Below are 18,880 nucleotides of genomic sequence, written 5' to 3'. Positions count from 1 at the left end.
GATCAGTCCTCGTCTTTGCCGGTTTTCAGGCCGGAAGAAATGAGATCCATCACGGCGGAGTCCTGGAGCGTTGTGACGTCGCCTAGCGAACGGTTCTCCGCCACGTCGCGCAGCAGGCGTCGCATGATCTTGCCGGAACGGGTCTTGGGCAGCTCGGGCACCAGCATGATCTGGCGCGGCTTGGCGATCGGGCCGAGCGTCTTGGCCACGTGGTTGCGCAGCTCGGCGATCAGCGCCTCGCCCGCCTCGCCCTCGGTGTCCACATTGCCGCGCGGGATCGTGAACGCGACGATCGCCTGCCCGGTCGTCGGGTCGGTCGCGCCGACCACCGCCGCCTCCGCCACGCTCGGGTGGCTGACCAGCGCCGACTCCACCTCGGTGGTGGAGATGTTGTGCCCGGACACGAGCATGACGTCGTCGACCCGGCCGAGCAGCCACACGTGCCCGTCGGCGTCCCGCTTGGCCCCGTCGCCGGCGAAGTACATGTTCTCGAAGCGCGACCAGTACGTGTCGATGAAGCGCTGGTCGTCGCCCCAGATCGTGCGCAGCATGGACGGCCACGGTTCGCGCAGCACCAGGTAGCCACCACCGCCGTTCGGCACCGACTTGCCCTGGTCGTCCACCACGTCGGCGCTGATGCCCGGCAGCGCGGTCATGGCCGAACCCGGCTTGGTGTGCGTCACGCCCGGCAGCGGCGAGATCATGATGCCGCCGGTCTCGGTCTGCCACCAGGTGTCCACGATCGGGCAGTTGTTGCGGCCGATGTGCTCGCGGTACCACATCCACGCCTCGGGATTGATCGGCTCGCCGACGCTGCCGAGCAACCGCAGCGACGACAGGTCGAACTTGGCCGGGATGTCGTCGCCCCACTTCATCATCGTGCGGATGAGCGTCGGCGCGGTGTAGACGGTCGTGGCCTGGTACTTCTCGACGATCTCCCACAGCCGGCCCTTGTGCGGGGTGTCCGGCGTGCCCTCGTACATGATCTGGGTGGCGCCGTTGGACAGCGGACCGTAGACGATGTACGAGTGGCCGGTGACCCAGCCGATGTCGGCCGTGCACCAGTAGACGTCGGTGTCCGGCTTGAGGTCGAAGACCGCGTTGTGGGTGTAGCTGACCTGGGTCAGGTAGCCGCCGGTGGTGTGCAGGATGCCCTTGGGCTTCGCGGTCGTGCCGGACGTGTAGAGGATGAAGAGCGGGTGCTCGGCGTCGAACGCCTCAGCGGTGTGCTCGGCGCTCGCCTGCTCCACCGTGTCGTGCCACCACAGGTCCTTCTCGCTCCAGGCGACATCCTGCCCGGTCCGGCGGACGACCAGCACGTGCTCGATCGTCGGGCACTGGGCGACCGCCTCGTCGACGATCGCCTTCAGCCCGGACGGCTTGCCCCGCCGGTAGCCACCGTCGGCCGTGATCACGACCTTCGCGCTGGCGTCCTGGATCCGGCCGGACAGCGCGTCGGCCGAGAAGCCGCCGAAGACCACGCTGTGCGTCGCGCCGATCCGGGCGCACGCCAGCATCGCGACCGCCGCCTCCGGGATCATCGGCATGTATATCGCGACCCGGTCGCCGGCCGTCACGCCCAAATCGGTGAGCGCGTTCGCCGCCTGGCAGGTGGCGCGGTGCAGGTCGGCGTACGTGATCGTGCGGGTGTCGCCCGGCTCGCCCTCCCAGTGGATGGCGACCTTGTCACCGCGCCCGGCCTCGACGTGCCGGTCCAGGCAGTTGTACGCCACGTTGAGCCGCCCGCCCACGAACCACTTCGCGAACGGCGGGTTCGACCAGTCGAGCACGGTCTCCCAGGGCGTGGCCCACGACAGTCGGCCGGCCTGCTCCGCCCAGAAGGCGAGCCGGTCCGCGGCCGCCTCGTCGTACGCCGCGGCGGTGACGTTGGCGTTAGCGGCAAGGGCGTCCGGCGGCGGGAACTGCCGGGTTTCCTGCAGCAGGTTCTCCAAGGTCTCGCTCATGAGTAGGCTCCTCCGGCGGGTGTGATTTCAGTCTCGGGCCATCGCTTGTGAGGTTAGTGCCGGCGTGACCGATCACCGCTGCGCGGGTTGGCTCGATCGCCGAGCGTGGCCATCGGAGCGGTAACTGGGGACGCCTGCGCACATCTTGCCGTTTCGAGCCTGTTACGAACAGTCCCGCGCACGGTTCGCGCACTCGCGTACCGTAGATCGGCGTGACCGCCGATCCGCTCGCGCCGCTGCTCGACCTCGCCGACGTCCGCGATGCGGTGAACGCCGCCCGCGACCGGGTCGACCAGGCGATGCGCCACCGCGCGTTGCGGCGGCAGGGCGGCCAGGTCGCGGCCGAGGTCAGCCTGCGGTCCGCGGTGGCCAGCGCCGCCCTTGAGGGGTACGCCCACGAGCGCGAAGCCGTACGCGCCGGGACCGTGACCGACCCCGTCCTGCAGGGCGCGCTCCGGGTGGCCGGCGCCCTGCCCGGCCTCGCCGACCTGTGGGCCAAGGCGCCCCGGCAGGTGCTCGCCAAGCTGCACGTCCTGGCGGCGCGCGGCGCTGTGGCCCCGTCCGACCTGGGGCATCCTGCCGGGCCCACGGCTCGCCTGGACGCGCTGGCCGCCCTGGTGACCGGCGGCACGAAGGTGCCACCGCTGGTGCTGGCCGCCGTCGTACACGGCGAACTGCTCGCACTGCGCCCCTTCGCCGGCCCGTCGGGCGTGGTGGCGCGCGCCGCCGCGCGGCTTACGCTGATCTCCGGGGGCTTCGACCCGCGCGGCTTGCTCGCCGTCGAGGTCGGGCATCTGACCCGCCAACCCGAGTACGTCGGCGCGGCCGGCGCCTTCGCCACGGGCACCCCCGACGGCCTGCGCTCCTGGCTCCGCCACTACTGCACCGCCGTAACAACCTCCGCCGACGAACTGGAGTCGGTATGCGCCGCGTTCCTGGATGGCGCCGCGCCGCCCGCGCCCCCTCTGCGCGTCGATCAAGGGCAACCCCCTCTGCGCGTCGATCAAGGGCATACGGCCGTGCTTTGATCTCTAAACCACGACCGTATGCCCTTGATCGACGCGAAAGTCCTTGATCGATGCGGCGCGCGTGCGGGTCGTGGCTAGCCTTAACCGGGTGGGTCACCGGTGGATGCGTCCCTACACGCCGGGCCAGGGCCGTCGCCTGATCATGCTGTGGGAGCTGGTGGCGCTCGCCGTGTTCGGCTGGAGCACCGCGGAGCTCTTCGAGCTTCGCGGCGCCGGCATCGCGTTGCTGGCCGCCGCGCTGACCTTGCTGTGGGTGCTGGGTAGCTGGCGGATCGCGCGGATGGGCGTCTACGTGAGCGAGTACGGCGTGCGCGTCCGCGGCCTGCTGCGCTCCCGGACGATGGCGTGGCGCGACGTCGAGCACATCCGCCTGCACCGGGCCGCCCACCGGCTCGGGCGGCTGGAGATCCCGAGCGGGATGACCGTGCTGATCGAACGGTGCGACGGCGTGGACGTCCCGACCTCGCTGTGGGCCCAAGGCGTCGACTTCCACCGGCAGCCCGGTGCGTTTCGCGCGGTCTACCACGATCTGCGCGAACGGCACGCGGCCGCGCTGGGCATGGCGACCACCTGACCCCGGACACGTGGACGGCGCCTCACTGATGAGGCGCCGTCACCACACGTCCATCCGGGTTACCAAGCGTGCACCTCCATGTCGTTGTCAGCGGTCCTTTGACGGTGCCGCCGCAACGCGCCTGCCGCGGCTGGTCGCGCGTGGGTGCCCGGTGGCCGTGCACGGAGTCCGCTTGGCGGAGTCCGCACCCCTTGTTCTACGCCGCTCCGGCCTAGATCGCTAGCCCTCTGCAATATTGTGTGACGGTGGGTGATTACTGGGTCGCATTGTTGGTGCGGGCACGCCGATGCCGTCCGTACCATGCGATGCCGATCGCGACACCCACTCCGACGCCGATCGCCGCGGCCGCCATCGGCACGGCCGGGCGCTCCCGTAGCCGCCGGCCCAGTGGGATCGGATGGCGAAACTCCAGCACCGGCCAGGCGTTCTCGGTCGCGAGCCGGCGCAGCGCCCGGTCCGGGTTGACCGCCGTCGGATGGCCCACACACTCCAGCAGCGGTGCGTCGCTGAAGGAGTCCGAGTAGGCGTACGACTCGGCAAGGTCGTACCCGCGCTCCTCGGCCAACTCGGTCACCGCTTTGACCTTGCTCGGGCCGGCCGCGTAGAACTCGACCTGCCCGTTGTAGCGCCCGTTCTCGATGGTCATGCGGGTGGCGATCACGTCGGTGATCCCCAGCAACTCGCCAATCGGGCGCACCATCTCCTCGCCGGACGCGGAGACCAGCACGATGTCCCGCCCCGCCGCGTGGTGCTCCTCGATCAGGGCCGCTGCCTCGGCGTACACGTAAGGGTTGATCAGCTCGTGGAGTGTCTCGGTGACGATCTGGCGGACCTGGTCCACCTGCCAGCCTTTGCACAGCTCCGCGAGATAGTCGCGGGTGCGAGCCATGCTCTGCTCGTCGGTGCCGCCAAGCCGAAACATCAGCTGGGCGTACGCCGACTTCACCACGTCTCGCCTGGTGATGAGGCCGTCCCGGTAGAACGGCCGGCCGAACGCTAAGGCGCTGGACTTAGCGATCACGGTCTTATCGAGGTCAAAAAAGGCGGCGCTCCGGCCCACGACGCGCCAGTCTAGCCGGATGGTTTAAGGTCAGCGGGTGCCCCGGGGTCGTGGCCGTCGCGGGCGCCGACCTGCGGTTCTGAGCCGCTGATCAGCGACACGGCGACCCGGATCACCGTGTCGAGTCGGCGTGTCGCGAGAGTTGCGGCAAACGCCACTCGACGCGCGCCGGTCCGCTCAGGCATGCTTGTGTTTACGACACGGTTTCGCGTCCCTACTCGACGTATCCGTGCCAGGCTCTCGGCGGTTGCACCCCCCGTGACCGCTGAGTGGGTTTCGGCTCGACCCCCCCCGGAGCCGGACCCCAGACGACCCCCGCCTCCCCCCGGCGGGGGTCGTCCCCTTCTCTGGAAGCGTTCCCGCCCAGCTCAGAGCCCCTACGGTCCTCTTCGTACGTCCGTTGTGGATCTTCAGGTGTAGTAGCCCTCGACGGGCAGGCGTGCCTCGTCGAACAGGGCAGGCCCCTCCTGGGGTACGGGCGGGAAGCCGCCGGACGGCTTGAGCGAGTTGAGCTGCTCGCCGGAGAGGGCGAATACCACTCGGCCGAGTCCGGAGCGTTCGATAGCGCCGGTGCACATGCCGCAAGGTTGGCAGCTCGTGTACATGGTCGTGGCGGCCGCGATGTCGGGTTCCAGTGCGCGGGCGGCCCAGCGGGCGAGTTTCAGCTCGGGGTGGGCGGTGATGTCGTCGTCGGTGATCGACGTGTTGTGTTCCTCGGCGAGCACGGTGCCATCGGGGCCCACCAGCAATGATCCGAATGGCGGGTTGCCGCCTTCCCGGGCGGCTCGCGCGAGTTCGATTGCGCGCCGGAGAAGCTGTTCGTTGTCGTGTGTCACCGTTGCTCCATTCGTGCGGCGGCGACCGTCGCGAGCGCGCGCCACGCCGCTTCCGGGTGGCGTGTCTCGTCGGGGTCGCCGTTGAAGGGGTCGAGGATGACCGCGTCCGCGCCGAGGCGGCGCAGTTCGTCGAGGTCGTCGATGATCTGCTCGATCGTGCCGACGCCGGCGCGCCGGTCGGGGTCGGTGACGGGCGCCGCGGTGAGGTGCAGGTTGATGCGCGGCGCGAGGCGGGGCACGGGCCTTCGTTCCTTTTCCGCGACGACCATTAGCCGTTCGACGGCTTCGCGAAACCAGGGGAGCGTGATCCCCAATGGGTGCCAGGCGTCGCCCAGGCGTACCGCGCGGCGGATGCCGGCGTCGCTGTTTCCGCCGACCCAGATCGGGATCTGGCCGCTGCGGTAGTCGTCTTCATTGGCCCAGGCGGCACGCATTGTCTCCAGCGCGTCGTCGGTCAGCTTGCCGCGTTGCTCAAACGGCACGTCCAGCGCCGCGAACTCCTGCCGGGCCCACCCGACCGCGACGCCGAGGACCAGCCGGCCGCCGCTGAGCTGGTGGAGGTTGGCGGCCATGCGGGCCACGAGCAACGGATGCCGGTACGGCACGATCAGGACCGTCGTGCCCAGCTGGACGCGGCTGGTGATGCCGGCGAGCCAGGACAGCGTGGTGAACGGCTCGTAGAACGGCGCCGGGTACTGCGCCGCGACGTCGGGGGTTACGACCACGTGGTCGGACACCATGAGCAGGTCGAAGCCCAGTCCTTCGACGGTCTGCGCCCAGCTTCGCAGCCGTCCGGGGTCGGTGCCAGGACCGAAGTTGAGTACGTTGACGCCTATTCGCACCGGTTCAGGGTATCCAGCGGTGATCCGGGCCGGAACCGAGTCCTCGCGTCGTATCGGCCGGCCAGCCGTGGATCCGCCGGTATTTTTGCCGGATGGCCGAGAGTCTTGACGCGACCGATTGGGCGATCCTGGACGAGATCCAGCGAGACGGCCGCATCCCGCTCACGGAGTTGGGTAGGCGGGTGAATCTCAGCGCCTCCGCGACCACCGAGCGGGTCAAGCGCTTGGAGTCCACCGGCGTCGTCACCGGCTATCACGCGGCCATCGACCTGCCGAAGGCCGGGTACGCGCTGCTCGCGGTGGTGCGCCTGAAGTATCCGGGCAGTCAACATCAACCCCTGCACCGGCTGCTGGAGAAGCGCCTCGAAATCCTGGAGTGCCTGCGAACGACGGGCGACGACTGTTACCTGCTGAAGGTGGCCGCCACCTCGATGGCGCACCTCGAGGAGGTGGTCGACGACCTGGCCCAGTTCGGCAGCACGACGACCAACCTCGTCTACAGCCAGACGCTGCCGTACCGGGGGCCGGGCCGAACGAATTTGTGAGCGCTAGCGGGAATCGGACACTCGCCATCTGGCCGTTGCGTCCGACTTTGTGTGGGCTGACATAGCAGATCCTTTGGCGCTGTGGACGTTTTCCACAGCGGGATCGGTTATCCACATCTGGATCTTGACGGCGTTGGCTCGGGAAGCCGCGGGCGGGACCGTGTTCGCCGTACCCCCGCACCCGCCGTAGGAGCAGCGATGCCACTGCGTACCCCGATTCCCGCCGCACGCCGGTTGCCCCTCCTTGTGACCAGCGACGGCGAACTCCTCGACGACGTTCTCCGATTGGCCGCCGCCGGCGGCTCCGAGCTCGATCTCGCGCCCGACCCGACTGCCGCGAAGCCGCGATATCCGACCGCCTCACTGGTCCTGATCGGCATGGATCAGGCCCAGGCCAGCATGCGGGCGCGGTTGCCGCGCCGCCCCCGCGTCGTGCTGGTCGGCAGGACCGGGTACGTGGACGACCCGTGGCAGATGGCCGAGATGCTCGGCGCCGAGCACGTGGCGACGCTTCCGTCCGCCGAGCCGTGGTTGGTGGACCGGTTTTCGGAGCGTCTGACAGGGCGGGATGACGCGGTCGTCGTCGCTGTGGTCGGCGGGCGCGGGGGTGCCGGCGCGAGCGTGCTGGCTGGCGGCCTCGCGGTGACAGCGAAGCGGGCCGGCTTGCGCACGCTTCTCGTCGACGGAGATCCGCTCGGCGGCGGGCTCGACCTCGTGCTCGGGTGGGAGGACATCGACGGCGTCAGGTGGCCGGAGCTGGGTGACGCCGAGGGCCGGATCGACGCCGCGGCGCTGGTGGACGCGTTACCCAGCCGGGGCGGCCTGGTGGTGCTGTCCTGGGACCGCGGGACGCTCTTCTCCCTGCCGGTACAGGCGATGGCGGCGGCCATGGACGCGGCTCGCCGCGCGTGCGACTTCGTGGTGGTCGATCTGCCTCGGCGGTTCGACGACGCGGCGGTGCTGGCGCTGCAGAGCGCCTGCCGCGTCTATCTGGTCGTGCCGGCCGAGTTGCGTGCCACAGCGGCCGCCACCCGGGTCGCCGCCGCGGCGCGAGTGCACTGTCCCGACCTTGCCCTGATCGTGCGCGGGCCGACGCCCGGGCGGTTGCGCGCAAAGGATGTGGCGGACTCGCTCCAACTGCCGCTGGTCGGCACGCTTCGTCCGGAGTCGGCGTTGTGCCGTGGCTTGGAGCGCGGCGAGGCGCCGGCGTCGACCGGTCGTGGACCGCTTGCCACGCTGTGCCATCGCCTGCTGGCGGACGTGATGGCGGCGGCCGAGAAGAGGGCGGCATGACGGCCCGGGTCGACCTCGCCAGCCGGGTACGTCAGCGGTTCGCCGTCGAGGGCGTCGAGGCCACGCCCGCGGCGGTCGTCTCGGCGGTACGCGGCGAGCCCGACGGCTCCCTGCTCGGCGACACCGCCGTGCTGCGCCTGGCCAACCAGGTCCACAGTGACCTGGCCGGCGCCGGTCCGCTGACGGCGTTCCTGGCCGATCCGACCGTCACCGACGTACTGGTGAACGGGCGGGACGTGTGGGTCGACCGGGGAAGTGGCCTGCACCGGGTGTCGACGGTGCTCGGCGGCGTGGACGAGGTGCGCCGGCTGGCCCAGCGGCTCGCCGCAGCCTGCGGTCGGCGCCTCGACGACGCCAGCCCGTACGTCGACGCGCGGCTGGCCGACGGCACCCGGCTGCACGCCGTACTGCCGCCGGTGGCCACCAGCGGGCCGTATCTGTCGCTGCGGACGTTTCGGCAGCGGCCCTTCACGCTGTACGAGCTCGTCGAGCACGGCACCGTCCCGGAGCCGGTCGCCGCGCTGCTCGCCGCGATCGTCGGTGCCCGCCTTGCCTACCTGGTCACCGGTGGTACGGGCTCGGGCAAGACGACGCTGCTCAACACGCTGCTCGGCCTGGTGCCGCACACCGAGCGGATCGTCCTCGTGGAAGACGCGTCGGAGCTCCGGCCGGTCCACCCCCACGTGGTCGGCCTCCAGGCGCGTACGTCCAATGTGGAGGGGCGGGCACGGTGGCGCTGACCGACCTGGTGCGCCAGGCACTGCGGATGCGACCCGATCGGCTGGTCGTGGGGGAGTGCCGGGGCGCGGAGGTCGTCGACCTGCTCGGCGCGCTCAACACGGGTCACGAGGGCGGCGCAGGCACCCTGCATGCCAACTCGCCCGGCGACGTCCCCGCGCGGCTGGAGGCGCTCGGGCTGCTGGGCGGCCTGCCCCGCGTCGCGCTCCACGCCCAGGCGGCGGCCGCCATCCAGGCCGTGCTCCACATGCGCCGTACGGCGAGCGGCCGGCTCCTGGATTCGGTCTGCATTCTCGCGCCGGCCGGTAGCGACCGGCTCGTCACAGTGGTGCCCGTCTGGCGGCGGGGCACGGCCTCGGCCCGGCCGCTCGCGCCCTGGCCCGGATGCTCCTCGACCGCTCGGTGCCGGTGCCGCCGGTGCTCGCGGGCGACGGGGTACCGGCGTGATGCCGGCGTGGTGGCTCGCCGCCGCCTGCCTCGTCGTGGCGGCGGTGGTCACCTGCTGGCCCGATCGTGGCCGGCAACAGCGGTTGATGGGCCGGACCCGGCCGGCAGCCTGGGGGCGTCGCCGTCCGATCGAGATCCTCGACGCGCTGTCCACGCCGCGCGCCATGATGCTCTCGGTCGCCGTCCTGGGCCTGGGCGGGGCCCTGCTGGTCGGCCCGGTCGCCGGCTTGGTGGCCGGGGCGTACGGCCGGCTCGCGGTGCGGGCGGTGGTGCGCGGGCGGGCGGCACGGGAGGCGGCTCGGCAGCGGGCACGGTCCTTGGATGTCTTGTGTTTTCTCGCCGCCGACCTGCGCGCCGGGTTGCCTCCGGTGGCCGCGGGGCCGGACGGTACGGGTCGGTTGGCCGTGGGCGCGGACTCGATGACGGCGAGTTCCGCTCGGATCGAAGACCGCAGGATGGCCGAGCTGGCCGCGGCGGCGTGGCGTCTTGCCGAGCGGACCGGCGCCCCCATCGCGGAACTGATCGAGCGCGTCGAGGCCGATGCCCGCGCGACGGACCGGGCGGGCGCGGCCGCGGCGGCCCAGGCGGCCGGGGCGCGGGCCACGGCGTGGCTGCTCGCCGGCCTTCCCGTTGGCGGCATCGCGCTCGGGTTCGGGATCGGCGTCGACCCGGTCGACGTGCTGCTGCACACCCCGGTCGGGGCGGCCTGCGCGGCGGGTGCGATCGCACTCCAGACCGCCGGCCTCGCGTGGGCCGATCGGCTCACCGGCACCGCGCCCACAAACACGCGAGGGCCGACCCATGGCGGCTGATGTCCTGATCACCGGCTGCCTGATCGCGGCGGCCGTCGTGGCCGGCGTGACCGGACGGCCCGTACGCCGGAGGCTGGCGGCCCTGTCCGTCCGGGCGCGGCGCCGGCGACCGGCCCCGATCCGGGCCGCCGCCGGGTTGGGCGGCCTCGCGGTCGCGGTCGTCGTCGGCGGGTGGCCCGGCCTGGTGGTGGGCTGCGCGGTCGCGATCGCCTTGGATCGGCTGTTGCGGCGTCTTGAGCCGGCCGAGGTTCGGGCGCGCCGGCTGCGCGAGGTGGCAGACCTTCCGCTGGCCGCCGACCTGATGGCGGCCGGGCTGCGCGCGGGCGCGCCGGTCGACCGTGCCGCCGCGGCGGTTGCCGAGGCGATCGGCGGTCCGCTCGGCGAGCGCCTGGTACGCGTGGCGAGGTCGCTGCGGCTCGGGGCAGAGCCGGAAGAGGCGTGGGTCCACGTGCGGGGCGTCGCGGGCGCCGAACGCATGGCACGGGCGGCGGTGCGGTCCAGTGCGAGCGGTGCCGCGCTGGCGGGTTCGTTCGTGCGGCTCGCGGACGATCTGCGCGCCGACCGTGCGGTGGCTACCGAGGCGGCCGCGCGCCGCGCGGGTGTGCTGATCGTGCTGCCGCTCGGGCTGTGCTTCCTGCCCGCCTTCATTCTTGCCGGCCTGGTGCCGGTGATCGTCGCCGTGCTCGGCGACGTGTTGTGAACACCGTGCGAGGAGAGGGGAATCGTCGTGCGCAAGCTGATCGCCCGGCTGTGGGGAGCGGGGCAACGGGGAATGGCGGCGCGAGGGCGGCGGCTGCCGGCTGACGCGGGAATGAACACGGCCGAGTACGCCGTCGGGACGCTCGCGGCGGTGGCCTTCGCCGGCGTCCTGATGAAGGTGCTGATGAGCGACCCGGTGCAGGGGGCGCTCACCGGCATCATCACCAAGGCGCTGAATTGAGCCGCGACCGTGGATCGTTCACCGCCGAGCTCGCGGCTGGGCTGCCGGCATTGATGCTGCTGCTTTTCGCCGGGCTCACCGCGGTTGGCGCGGTGACGACGAAGGCGCAGTGCGTCGATGCGGCACGGGAGGCGGCGCTGGCCGCCTCCCGGGGCGAGCCTGGCCGCGCGGCCGGCGAGCGGGCGGGGCCGGCGGGCGCCACGGTGTCCGTCACCGTGGACGGCGACACGGTCGTGGCGACCGTGCGGGCGCCGGTGCGAGGGCTCGGCGGGCTGCTGCCCGGCATGACCGTCGCCGCGACCGCGGTCGCGGCCGCCGAGCCCGGTGCGCCGGAGCCAGTCCCATGACCAGCCGCCGAAGACCGGAGCAAGACGCCTGGCAACAACCGACCGGAGCCGGTCCCATGACCGGCCGCCGAAGTCGCCGGAGCAAGACGTCCGGCAGCGACCGGGGAGCCGCCACCATCTGGGTGCTGGCCGTCGCGCTCATGCTGGTGGCGGCCGGCGTGGCCGGTGCGGCCATCGGGGCCGCACGGGTGGCTCGGCACGAGGCCAGGGTCGCCGCCGACTTCGGTGCTTTGGCCGGGGCGATGCGTGTCCTGGAGGGGCCGGAAGCAACATGCGCCCGGGCCGCGGATCTGGTCGCCAGAAACGGCGGCCGGCTAGCGGAGTGCACAGTGGATGGTCTCGACGTGGTCATCGCCGCGGAGGTGACGGTGACGCCGCTGCCTGGGCTCACCCGTACCGCCCGGGCCGCCGCGCGCGCCGGCCCTGTCCGGGTGCCGGGTTGAGCGGAAGCTCTGACCTAGCCGGGCAGGGACGACAGCACGACGTCCAGGACCCGCACCGCGTCGGCCTTGGATAGCGGATTGTTGCCGTTGCCGCACTTTGGGGACTGCACGCAGGACGGGCAGCCCGTCTCGCACGCGCAGTCGGCGATCGCGTCCCGGGTCGCGCGCAGCCACGCCGCGGCCACGCCGTACGCCCGCTCGGCGAACCCGGCCCCGCCCGGGTGCCCGTCGTACACGAAGACCGTGGGTGCGCCGGTGTCCGCGTGCACGGGCGTGGAGATGCCGCCGATGTCCCACCGATCGCACGTCGCCACCAGGGGGAGCAGCCCGATCGCCGCGTGCTCGGCCGCGTGCAGGCCGCCGGGCACGTCGGTCACCCCGGCGGCCTCCAAAGAGGACGCGGAGAGCGTGAACCACACCGCGGTCGTCCGCAGCTCGCGGGTGGGCAGGTCGAGCGGCCAGGTGCCCAGGATCTCGCCCGAGCCGATCCGCCGCCGCTGGTACGACACCACCTGGCTGGTCACGTCGACGTCGCCGAAGAAGAGCCCCACCGGGCCGGCGTCCACATAGGAGCGGACCGACGCCACGGACAGCGCGGTGACGTCCCGGGCGTGGGTGGACCACTCCGGCTCCTCGCGGTGCACCAAGGCCACCGCGTCGTCGAGGTCGAGGTCGTCCACCACGTACGACTCGCCCTGGTGCAGGTAGACCGCCCCGGGATGCACCATGAAGTGCGACGAGCCGGGGTCGACCGTGCCCAGCAGCCGGCCGGTGGCCGACTCGACCACGCACACCGGGGTGCCGCCGGTGCCGCGCAGGTCGACCTCGGGGCGGCCGGGCTGCTTCCAGTACCAGCCGCTCGGGCGCTGCCGCAGCACGCCGGCGGCCACCAGCTTGGCGACCACGCCGGGCGCCGACGGACCGAAGAGGGCCAGGTCGGCCGCCGTCAACGGGGCCTCATAGGCGGCGCTGCACAGCTGCGGGCCCAGCACGTACGGGTTGGCCGGGTCGAGCACCGTCGCCTCGACCGGCCGTCCGAAGAGCGCGTCCGGATGGTGCACCAGGTACGTGTCCAGCGGGTCGTCGCGGGCCACCAGCACTGCCAGGGCCTCGCGCCCGGTGCGCCCCGCCCGCCCGGCCTGCTGCCACAGCGACGCGCGGGTGCCCGGCCAGCCGCAGATCACCACCGCGTCCAGGCCGACGAGGTCGACGCCCAGTTCCAGCGCGTTGGTCGATGCCAGCCCCAGCAGCTCGCCGGACAGCAGCGCGGTCTCCAGCGACCGCCGCTCCTCGCGCAGGTAGCCGCCGCGGTACGCGGCCACCCGCGCGCCGAGCCCGGGGACGGCCTCGTCGAGCGAGCGGCGGGCCATCGTGGCCACGACCTCGGCGCCGCGCCGGGACCGGACGAACGTCAGCGTGCGTACCCCGTTGACCACCGCGTCGGCGAGCAGGTCGGCGCTTTCCCGCAGCGCCGACCGCCGCACGGGTTGGGCGTCCTCGGAAGGCGAAAGCGCGGGCTGTAGCGGCGGCTCCCACAGCGCGAACGTCACCCCGCCGCGCGGCGACGCGTCGTCGGTGACGGCCGTGACGGGCAGCCCGATCAGCCGCTCGGCCGCCGCGCCCGGGTCGCCCGACGTCGCCGAGGCCAAGACAAACACGGGGGTACGACCGTAACGGGCGGCCGCGCGGCGAAGGCGGCGTAGCACGTGGGCGACGTGGGAGCCGAACACCCCGCGGTACGTGTGGCACTCGTCGATCACCACGTACGCCAGGCGGCGCAGGAACGTCGACCACGCCGCGTGACCGGGCAGGACGCCGTGGTGCAGCATGTCCGGGTTGGTGAGCACGAAACGGGAGTGCTGCCGGATCCACTCCCGCTCCTCGCGCGGCGTGTCACCGTCGTAACACGCTGGGCGTACCCCATCGAGGTCCAGAGCCGCGACGGCGCGTAACTGGTCGGCGGCGAGCGCCTTGGTCGGCGCCAGGTAGAGCGCGGTGGCGCGCGGGTCGGCCAGCAGCGTGGCCAGCGCCGGGAGCTGGTAGGCCAGGGACTTGCCGGACGCGGTGCCGGTGGCGACGACGACGTGCTGGCCGGCGTACGCGAGGGCGGCGGCCTCGGCCTGGTGCCGCCAGGGCGCCGCGACCCCGCGCTCGGCGAGCGCCGCCCGCAGCGGGCCGGGCACCCAGTCCGGCCAGGGCGCGGTCTGGCCGAGCCGGTGCGGCACTCGCTCGACGTGGGTGACGGAGTCGGAGCGCAGGCGCCGAAGGAACTCAGCCGGCTCGGCGACGGTCGTCACGCCCTGCACTCTCGCACTGGTGTGCGGAAAACCCAAACAGGCGAGTGTGCCTAAACGCGAACGCGCTGGCCGGGCGGCACACCGCGCGGGGCGTGTCGATGGTTAGATGCCGGGAGAAGGACGGTAGGAGGAGAACCCGATGGAGCTCTCGCTTGCGACCCGCACCGTCGCGGACCACACGGTGCTGGAGGTCGGTGGCGAGGTCGACGTCTACACCGCGCCGCGGCTGCGGGAGCGGCTCGTCGAGCTGATCGATGGTGGTGCGCGCCGCGTCGTCGTCGACCTCAACCGCGTCGACTTCCTCGACTCCACCGGCCTGGGGGTCCTGGTCGGCGCGCAAAAGCGGCTGCGCCCGGTCGGCGGCACCCTCATGCTGGTCTGCACCAAGGAGCCGTTGCTCAAGATCTTCCGGATTACCGCCCTGGACCAGTGGTTTCCCTTGCACCCGTCGGTGGAGGCGGCGACGGACGCGTCCGGCCCGACCGCGTGATGTCGACGGTGCGGCTCGCGTTCTCGCCTGCGCCGGTGCATGTCCGAACTGCCCGGCTGGTCGGCGTTGCGGTGGCCCGGCGCGCCGGGGTCGCCGAGGAGTTGCTGGACGAGGTGCGGCTGGCCATCGGCGAGGCGTGCACCCGGGCGGTGGCCCTGCACCAGCAGTACGGCCTGCCCGACCTGGTGCAGATGGAGATGAGCGACGACGAGCGGTACACCGTACGGGTGATCGACCGGGCGCCGATCGAGGCGGGGCTCGGGCTGACCGCCCTGCCGCCGGACGAGTTGGCCAACGAGGCGCTGACCGACGAGGCCCTCACGGTAGGTGTCGGATTTGCGCTGCTTGCCGGGTTCGTCGATGATCTACAGGTGCGCCCCGTAGAGGTCGGGATCGGCACCGAGGTGCGCATGGTGTGGCCCGTCGGCCCGTAACGGGCTAACACAGCGGCGGACATCACCGTCACACAGCCGGTGGGCGGTGTGACCATGAACACGGTGTGCCGCTACAGTACGCGGGTTATCTGCAAGAACCCCAGGTGCGCGGGCACCTGGGGGTCGGTTTGCTCCATCGCGGGCGCTACGCCGGTTCGTCCGCCGGCGGGCGAGAATCGCAACGGCACAGGAGGACATAGATGTCCCGGACCTTGGCCGCCGAGGGCGGCGGGTTGTCCATCACCGGTTCGAACCTTACGTACGTCATCATCGCGGCAGTGATCGCGCTGGTGGCGCTCGGCTTCGCGGCCGCCCTGGTCAGGGCCGTGCTGGCGACCGGTAAGGGCACCACCAAAATGCAGGAGATCGCCGGCGCCGTGCAGGAGGGCGCGTCGGCATACCTGCTCCGCCAGTTCAGGACCCTCGGCGTCTTTGTCGTCATCGCGGTCGTGCTTCTCTTCGTGTTGCCGGTGCACGGCGACAGCGACAACGAGACCATGGTCAAGATCGGCCGGTCGGCCTTCTTCGTGGTGGGCGCCCTGTTCAGCGCGTTCATCGGCGGCGCCGGCATGGCCCTGGCGACCCGGGCCAACCTCCGGGTGGCGGCCGCGGCGCGGGCCAGCGAGGGTGGCCGCGAGGCGGCCATGCAGATCGCGTTCCGCACCGGTGGGGTGGTCGGCTTCCTGACCGTGGGCTTGGGCCTGTTCGGCGCCTGCCTGGTCGTGCTGCTGTACGAGGGCGACGCGCCTACGGTGCTGGAGGGCTTCGGCTTCGGCGCGGCGCTGCTGGCCATGTTCATGCGGGTCGGCGGCGGCATCTTCACCAAGGCCGCGGACGTCGGCGCCGACCTGGTCGGCAAGGTCGAGCAGGGCATCCCGAGGACGACCCGCGCAACGCCGCCACCATCGCCGACAACGTCGGTGACAACGTGGGTGACTGCGCCGGCATGGCCGCCGACCTGTTCGAGTCGTACGCGGTGACGCTGGTGGCCGCGCTGATCCTGGGCCGCGCCGCGTTCGGCGAGGACGGCCTGGTCTTCCCTCTGATCGTCTCCGGCATCGGGGCGATCATCGCGATCATCGGGGTGTTCATCACCCGGCTGCGCGCCTCGGACCGTAGCGGCCTGACCGCGATCAACCGGGCCTTCTACATCTCCGCCGCCATCTCCGCCGTCCTGGTGGCCATCGCGGCGTTCGCGTACCTGCCGTCCGACTTCGCCGACTTCGGCGGCGGCGTGCCGGACCTCGACGGCAGCCCCGAGCTGGTGGCGATCGGCGCGGTCGTGATCGGCATCGTGCTGGCCGCCGCGATCCAGGCGCTGACCGGGTACTTCACCGAGACCAACCGGCGACCGGTGCGGGACATCGGCAAGACCTCGGAGACCGGCGCGGCCACCGTCATCCTCGCCGGCATCAGCGTCGGCCTGGAGTCCGCGGTGTACTCGGCGCTGCTCATCGGCGCCGGCGTCTTCGGCGCGTTCCTGCTGGGTGGCGGCTCGATCACGCTGTCGCTCTTCGCGGTCGCGCTGGCCGGCACCGGCCTGCTCACCACGGTCGGCGTGATCGTCGCGATGGACACGTTCGGGCCGATCTCGGACAACGCGCAGGGCATCGCCGAGATGTCCGGCGACATCGACGAGCAGGGCGCCCGCACGCTCACCGAGCTCGACGCGGTCGGCAACACCACCAAGGCGATCACCAAGGGCATCGCGATCGCGACCGCCGTGCTGGCCGCGACCGCCCTGTTCGGGTCGTACCAGGACACGGTGGTGGGTTCGCTGGCCGAAGCCGGCTCGGACCTGTCCATCGACGAGTTGCTGAACGTCGCCAACCCGCGCAACCTGGTCGGCCTGATCATCGGCGCCGCGGTCGTGTTCCTCTTCTCGGGGCTGGCCATCAACGCGGTGTCGCGTTCGGCCGGTGCCGTGGTGATGGAGGTTCGCCGCCAGTTCCGCGAGTTCCCCGGGATCATGGACGGCACCCAGCGGCCCGAGTACGGCAAGGTGGTCGACATCTGCACCCGGGACGCCCAGCGCGAGCTGCTGACCCCGGGCCTGCTGGCCATCCTGGCGCCGATCGCGGTCGGCTTCGGGCTGGGCGCCGGCGCGCTCGCGGCGTACCTGGCGGGCGCGATCGGGACCGGCGTGCTGATGGCCGTCTTCCTGGCCAACTCGGGCGGTGCCTGGGACAACGCCAAGAAGCTGGTCGAGGATGGCGCGCACGGCGGCAAGGGCTCGGACGCGCACGCCGCGACGGTCATCGGCGACACGGTGGGTGACCCGTTCAAGGACACCGCCGGCCCGGCGATCAACCCGCTGCTCAAGGTGATGAACCTGGTGTCGCTGCTGATCGCACCGGCCGTCGTGACGTACAGCATCGGCAACGACCAGAACGACGGGCTGCGGATCGCCATCGCGGTGGTGTCGGTCGCGATCATCGTGGCGGCTGTGGCGATTACCAAGCGCAAGCCGATCGCGATGGGCGACGGCGGTGCCGACTCGGGAAAAGCCGGTGACGAACTGCCGGAACACGAACACGTAAACGCCTAGCCGCTAGGCGGTGAGGGCCCCCTGCTTGTGTTAGCAGGGGGCCCTTCCTATGCAAAAAGCGATAACAAGGTGCCCTTCCTTAACCGCTACGCTGCAACGCATGCGTACGCCCCGCGCGGTTTTCGTCGTCCTCGCGACGGTGTTCGCGCTCCTGGTCGGGGGCTGCGCCGGCGGGCCGACCCCCGGGTCTGGGCGGCGTCGGTCTGCACAGCCCTGAGCCCGTGGCGCACCGAGATCGGCACGCTGACCACCCGCACCCAGCAGCAGATGACCGCCAAGACCACACCCGCGCAGGCGAAGGAGAACCTGGTACGCCTCCTCGGCGGCGCCGAGTCGGCCAGCGAGACCGCCCGGGAGCAGGTCCAGAAGGCCGGTGTGCCCGATGTCGACGGCGGGGAGTCGGTCGCCAAGGGCTTCCTCCGCTCGCTGACCGCCGTTCGCGACGCGTACGGGAAGGCCAAGCAGGGCATCGAGCAGCTGGACGCCGGCCAGGCCGACCCGTTCTACGACGGCGTCCAGTCGGTCATGAACACGCTGACCAGCGAGTACAACCGCAGCGCGCTGGACACGAGCGCGCTGGATTCGGAGGAGCTGAAGCAGGCGTTCGACGAGGTCCCGGAGTGTCGCTGACGCCGCCCGCGCGTGAGCCCACCCGGCGGCAGCTCTCGCTCTTCGGGGTGGAGGCGCACGACCCGTCCGCGGCCGACCTGGCGGGGCTGCTGGCCGGCACCGGTCAGGTGGTCCGGATGGGCGGCACGGCGCGCGTGTCGATCGTCGTGGACCGCGCCTGGCGCGTACACGTGCTCATCGCGGAGCTGGCGTTGCGCGGCCTGCAGGCGACGTGGGAGCTGGACACCGTCGAGGGGCATATTTCGGTCCGGACGGCGTACGCGACGACGCTGGCGCGCCTGGGGGCGGCCTGGCTGCCGGCCGCGGTGAAGCGCCCGCCGCCGGGTTTCCACCTCAACGGGCCGCGCCTGCGGCTGTGGGCAGCCGCCGGGGGCGGTCCGGACCAGCACGGGTACGTCCTGCGCCTCGGGCCGGCCGACGATGGCTGCTGGGAGCCGGTGGGAGCGGCGCTGGCGGCGGTGGGCCTGCCGGCCGTGCTGCTGGGTCCCCGGGCCGGTGGGCCCGCGTACCGGATCACCGGCCGGCGGCGGCTGAGCCGTCTCGCGGAGCTTGTCGGGGACCGCCCGGCGGCCGCGCCGCAGGCGGAATGGCCCGCGTGATTCATGTTCACGA

Annotated in this window: 15 protein-coding genes and 5 pseudogenes; 15 read left to right on the top strand and 5 right to left on the bottom strand. The window is 72.0% G+C overall.

Features of this window, described 5'->3' with window-relative positions:
- Positions 1 to 2: 2 nt before the first annotated feature.
- A complete protein-coding gene (acs, locus tag Prum_RS17565) occupies positions 3 to 1,964 on the bottom strand; it encodes an acetate--CoA ligase (RefSeq protein WP_173077525.1) in 1,962 nt (653 codons plus the stop codon).
- Positions 1,965 to 2,176: 212 nt separating this feature from the next.
- Here acs and Prum_RS17560 point away from each other — a divergent pair.
- Both Prum_RS17560 and Prum_RS17555 read left to right on the top strand, forming a co-directional pair.
- A pseudogene (locus tag Prum_RS17560) lies at positions 2,177 to 2,887 on the top strand (Fic family protein); the annotation flags it as partial.
- Between the two features lie 193 nt (positions 2,888 to 3,080).
- Positions 3,081 to 3,566 (top strand): PH domain-containing protein, encoded by a 486-nt coding sequence (locus tag Prum_RS17555; RefSeq protein ID WP_173077524.1) that lies wholly within the window; start codon positions 3,081 to 3,083, stop codon positions 3,564 to 3,566.
- A 253-nt stretch (positions 3,567 to 3,819) separates the two neighbouring features.
- Here Prum_RS17555 and Prum_RS17550 read toward each other — a convergent pair whose 3' ends face one another.
- The 3 genes from Prum_RS17550 to Prum_RS17540 form a co-directional block, all read right to left on the bottom strand.
- On the bottom strand, positions 3,820 to 4,626 hold the full coding sequence (locus Prum_RS17550; RefSeq protein ID WP_173077523.1) for an HAD family hydrolase: 807 nt from the start codon (positions 4,624 to 4,626) through the stop codon (positions 3,820 to 3,822).
- 410 nt (positions 4,627 to 5,036) lie between these two features.
- A complete protein-coding gene (locus Prum_RS17545; RefSeq protein ID WP_173077522.1) occupies positions 5,037 to 5,462 on the bottom strand; it encodes a nucleoside deaminase in 426 nt (141 codons plus the stop codon).
- Positions 5,459 to 6,304, bottom strand: a complete 846-nt coding sequence (locus tag Prum_RS17540; protein WP_173077521.1) for an LLM class flavin-dependent oxidoreductase — start codon at positions 6,302 to 6,304, stop codon at positions 5,459 to 5,461. Before Prum_RS17540 ends, Prum_RS17545 begins: the two co-directional genes overlap by 4 nt.
- Before the next feature lie 92 nt (positions 6,305 to 6,396).
- Between Prum_RS17540 and Prum_RS17535 the strand changes: the two genes are divergently transcribed.
- The 8 genes and pseudogenes from Prum_RS17535 to Prum_RS17500 all read left to right on the top strand — a co-directional run bounded on the left by Prum_RS17535 (position 6,397) and on the right by Prum_RS17500 (position 11,869).
- Positions 6,397 to 6,849, top strand: a complete 453-nt coding sequence (locus Prum_RS17535; RefSeq protein WP_173077520.1) for an Lrp/AsnC family transcriptional regulator — start codon at positions 6,397 to 6,399, stop codon at positions 6,847 to 6,849.
- Positions 6,850 to 7,095: 246 nt separating this feature from the next.
- Positions 7,096 to 8,142 carry a septum site-determining protein Ssd gene (gene ssd, locus Prum_RS17530; RefSeq protein ID WP_178132690.1) on the top strand — a complete coding sequence of 349 codons (1,047 nt, stop codon included), beginning with the start codon at positions 7,096 to 7,098 and terminating at the stop codon, positions 8,140 to 8,142.
- Positions 8,139 to 9,327, top strand: a pseudogene (locus Prum_RS17525) (TadA family conjugal transfer-associated ATPase). The gene ssd and the pseudogene Prum_RS17525 overlap by 4 nt, the downstream one beginning before the upstream one ends.
- A gap of 245 nt (positions 9,328 to 9,572) precedes the next feature.
- A pseudogene (locus Prum_RS17520) lies at positions 9,573 to 10,139 on the top strand (hypothetical protein); the annotation flags it as partial.
- Positions 10,129 to 10,839 (top strand): type II secretion system F family protein, encoded by a 711-nt coding sequence (locus Prum_RS17515; RefSeq protein WP_173077518.1) that lies wholly within the window; start codon positions 10,129 to 10,131, stop codon positions 10,837 to 10,839. The pseudogene Prum_RS17520 and the gene Prum_RS17515, both read left to right, overlap by 11 nt.
- 72 nt (positions 10,840 to 10,911) lie before the next feature.
- A complete protein-coding gene (locus Prum_RS17510) occupies positions 10,912 to 11,079 on the top strand; it encodes a DUF4244 domain-containing protein (RefSeq protein WP_173083833.1) in 168 nt (55 codons plus the stop codon).
- A complete protein-coding gene (locus Prum_RS17505; protein WP_173077517.1) occupies positions 11,076 to 11,426 on the top strand; it encodes a TadE family type IV pilus minor pilin in 351 nt (116 codons plus the stop codon). The genes Prum_RS17510 and Prum_RS17505 overlap by 4 nt, the downstream gene beginning before the upstream one ends.
- Before the next feature lie 56 nt (positions 11,427 to 11,482).
- Positions 11,483 to 11,869: an Rv3654c family TadE-like protein gene (locus Prum_RS17500; protein ID WP_173077516.1), complete on the top strand. Its 387-nt coding sequence runs from the start codon at positions 11,483 to 11,485 to the stop codon at positions 11,867 to 11,869.
- A 14-nt stretch (positions 11,870 to 11,883) separates the two neighbouring features.
- Here Prum_RS17500 and Prum_RS17495 read toward each other — a convergent pair whose 3' ends face one another.
- Positions 11,884 to 14,166 (bottom strand): DEAD/DEAH box helicase, encoded by a 2,283-nt coding sequence (locus tag Prum_RS17495; RefSeq protein ID WP_246277952.1) that lies wholly within the window; start codon positions 14,164 to 14,166, stop codon positions 11,884 to 11,886.
- Positions 14,167 to 14,305: 139 nt separating this feature from the next.
- Here Prum_RS17495 and Prum_RS17490 point away from each other — a divergent pair, with 139 nt between their 5' ends.
- The 5 genes and pseudogenes from Prum_RS17490 to Prum_RS17470 all read left to right on the top strand — a co-directional run bounded on the left by Prum_RS17490 (position 14,306) and on the right by Prum_RS17470 (position 18,867).
- Complete coding sequence (locus Prum_RS17490) at positions 14,306 to 14,656, top strand: STAS domain-containing protein (RefSeq protein WP_173077514.1); 351 nt, start codon at positions 14,306 to 14,308, stop codon at positions 14,654 to 14,656.
- Positions 14,656 to 15,090 (top strand): ATP-binding protein, encoded by a 435-nt coding sequence (locus Prum_RS17485; RefSeq protein ID WP_173077513.1) that lies wholly within the window; start codon positions 14,656 to 14,658, stop codon positions 15,088 to 15,090. Before Prum_RS17490 ends, Prum_RS17485 begins: the two co-directional genes overlap by 1 nt.
- A gap of 200 nt (positions 15,091 to 15,290) precedes the next feature.
- A pseudogene (locus Prum_RS17480) lies at positions 15,291 to 17,638 on the top strand (sodium-translocating pyrophosphatase).
- Between the two features lie 100 nt (positions 17,639 to 17,738).
- Positions 17,739 to 18,268: pseudogene (locus tag Prum_RS17475) on the top strand (hypothetical protein).
- A complete protein-coding gene (locus tag Prum_RS17470) occupies positions 18,259 to 18,867 on the top strand; it encodes a hypothetical protein (RefSeq protein ID WP_173077512.1) in 609 nt (202 codons plus the stop codon). The pseudogene Prum_RS17475 and the gene Prum_RS17470 overlap by 10 nt, the downstream one beginning before the upstream one ends.
- Positions 18,868 to 18,880: the final 13 nt, after the last annotated feature.

Origin of the sequence: Phytohabitans rumicis, from assembly GCF_011764445.1 — a bacterium.
Taxonomy (GTDB): domain Bacteria; phylum Actinomycetota; class Actinomycetes; order Mycobacteriales; family Micromonosporaceae; genus Phytohabitans; species Phytohabitans rumicis.
The sequence above is the reverse complement of the archived record's forward strand: the minus strand, read 5'-3'. Positions and strand labels throughout refer to the sequence as shown.

Excerpts from the sequence above, each read along its gene's own strand:
- Prum_RS17485 (WP_173077513.1), top strand. The coding sequence starts at position 14,656 with ATGTCGACGGTGCGGCTCGCGTTCTCGCCTGCGCCGGTGCATGTCCGA.
- Prum_RS17535 (WP_173077520.1), top strand. The coding sequence starts at position 6,397 with ATGGCCGAGAGTCTTGACGCGACCGATTGGGCGATCCTGGACGAGATC.
- Prum_RS17510 (WP_173083833.1), top strand. The coding sequence starts at position 10,912 with ATGGCGGCGCGAGGGCGGCGGCTGCCGGCTGACGCGGGAATGAACACG.
- Prum_RS17490 (WP_173077514.1), top strand. The coding sequence starts at position 14,306 with ATGGAGCTCTCGCTTGCGACCCGCACCGTCGCGGACCACACGGTGCTG.
- Prum_RS17515 (WP_173077518.1), top strand. The coding sequence starts at position 10,129 with ATGGCGGCTGATGTCCTGATCACCGGCTGCCTGATCGCGGCGGCCGTC.
- acs (WP_173077525.1), bottom strand. The coding sequence starts at position 1,964 with ATGAGCGAGACCTTGGAGAACCTGCTGCAGGAAACCCGGCAGTTCCCG.
- Prum_RS17500 (WP_173077516.1), top strand. The coding sequence starts at position 11,483 with ATGACCGGCCGCCGAAGTCGCCGGAGCAAGACGTCCGGCAGCGACCGG.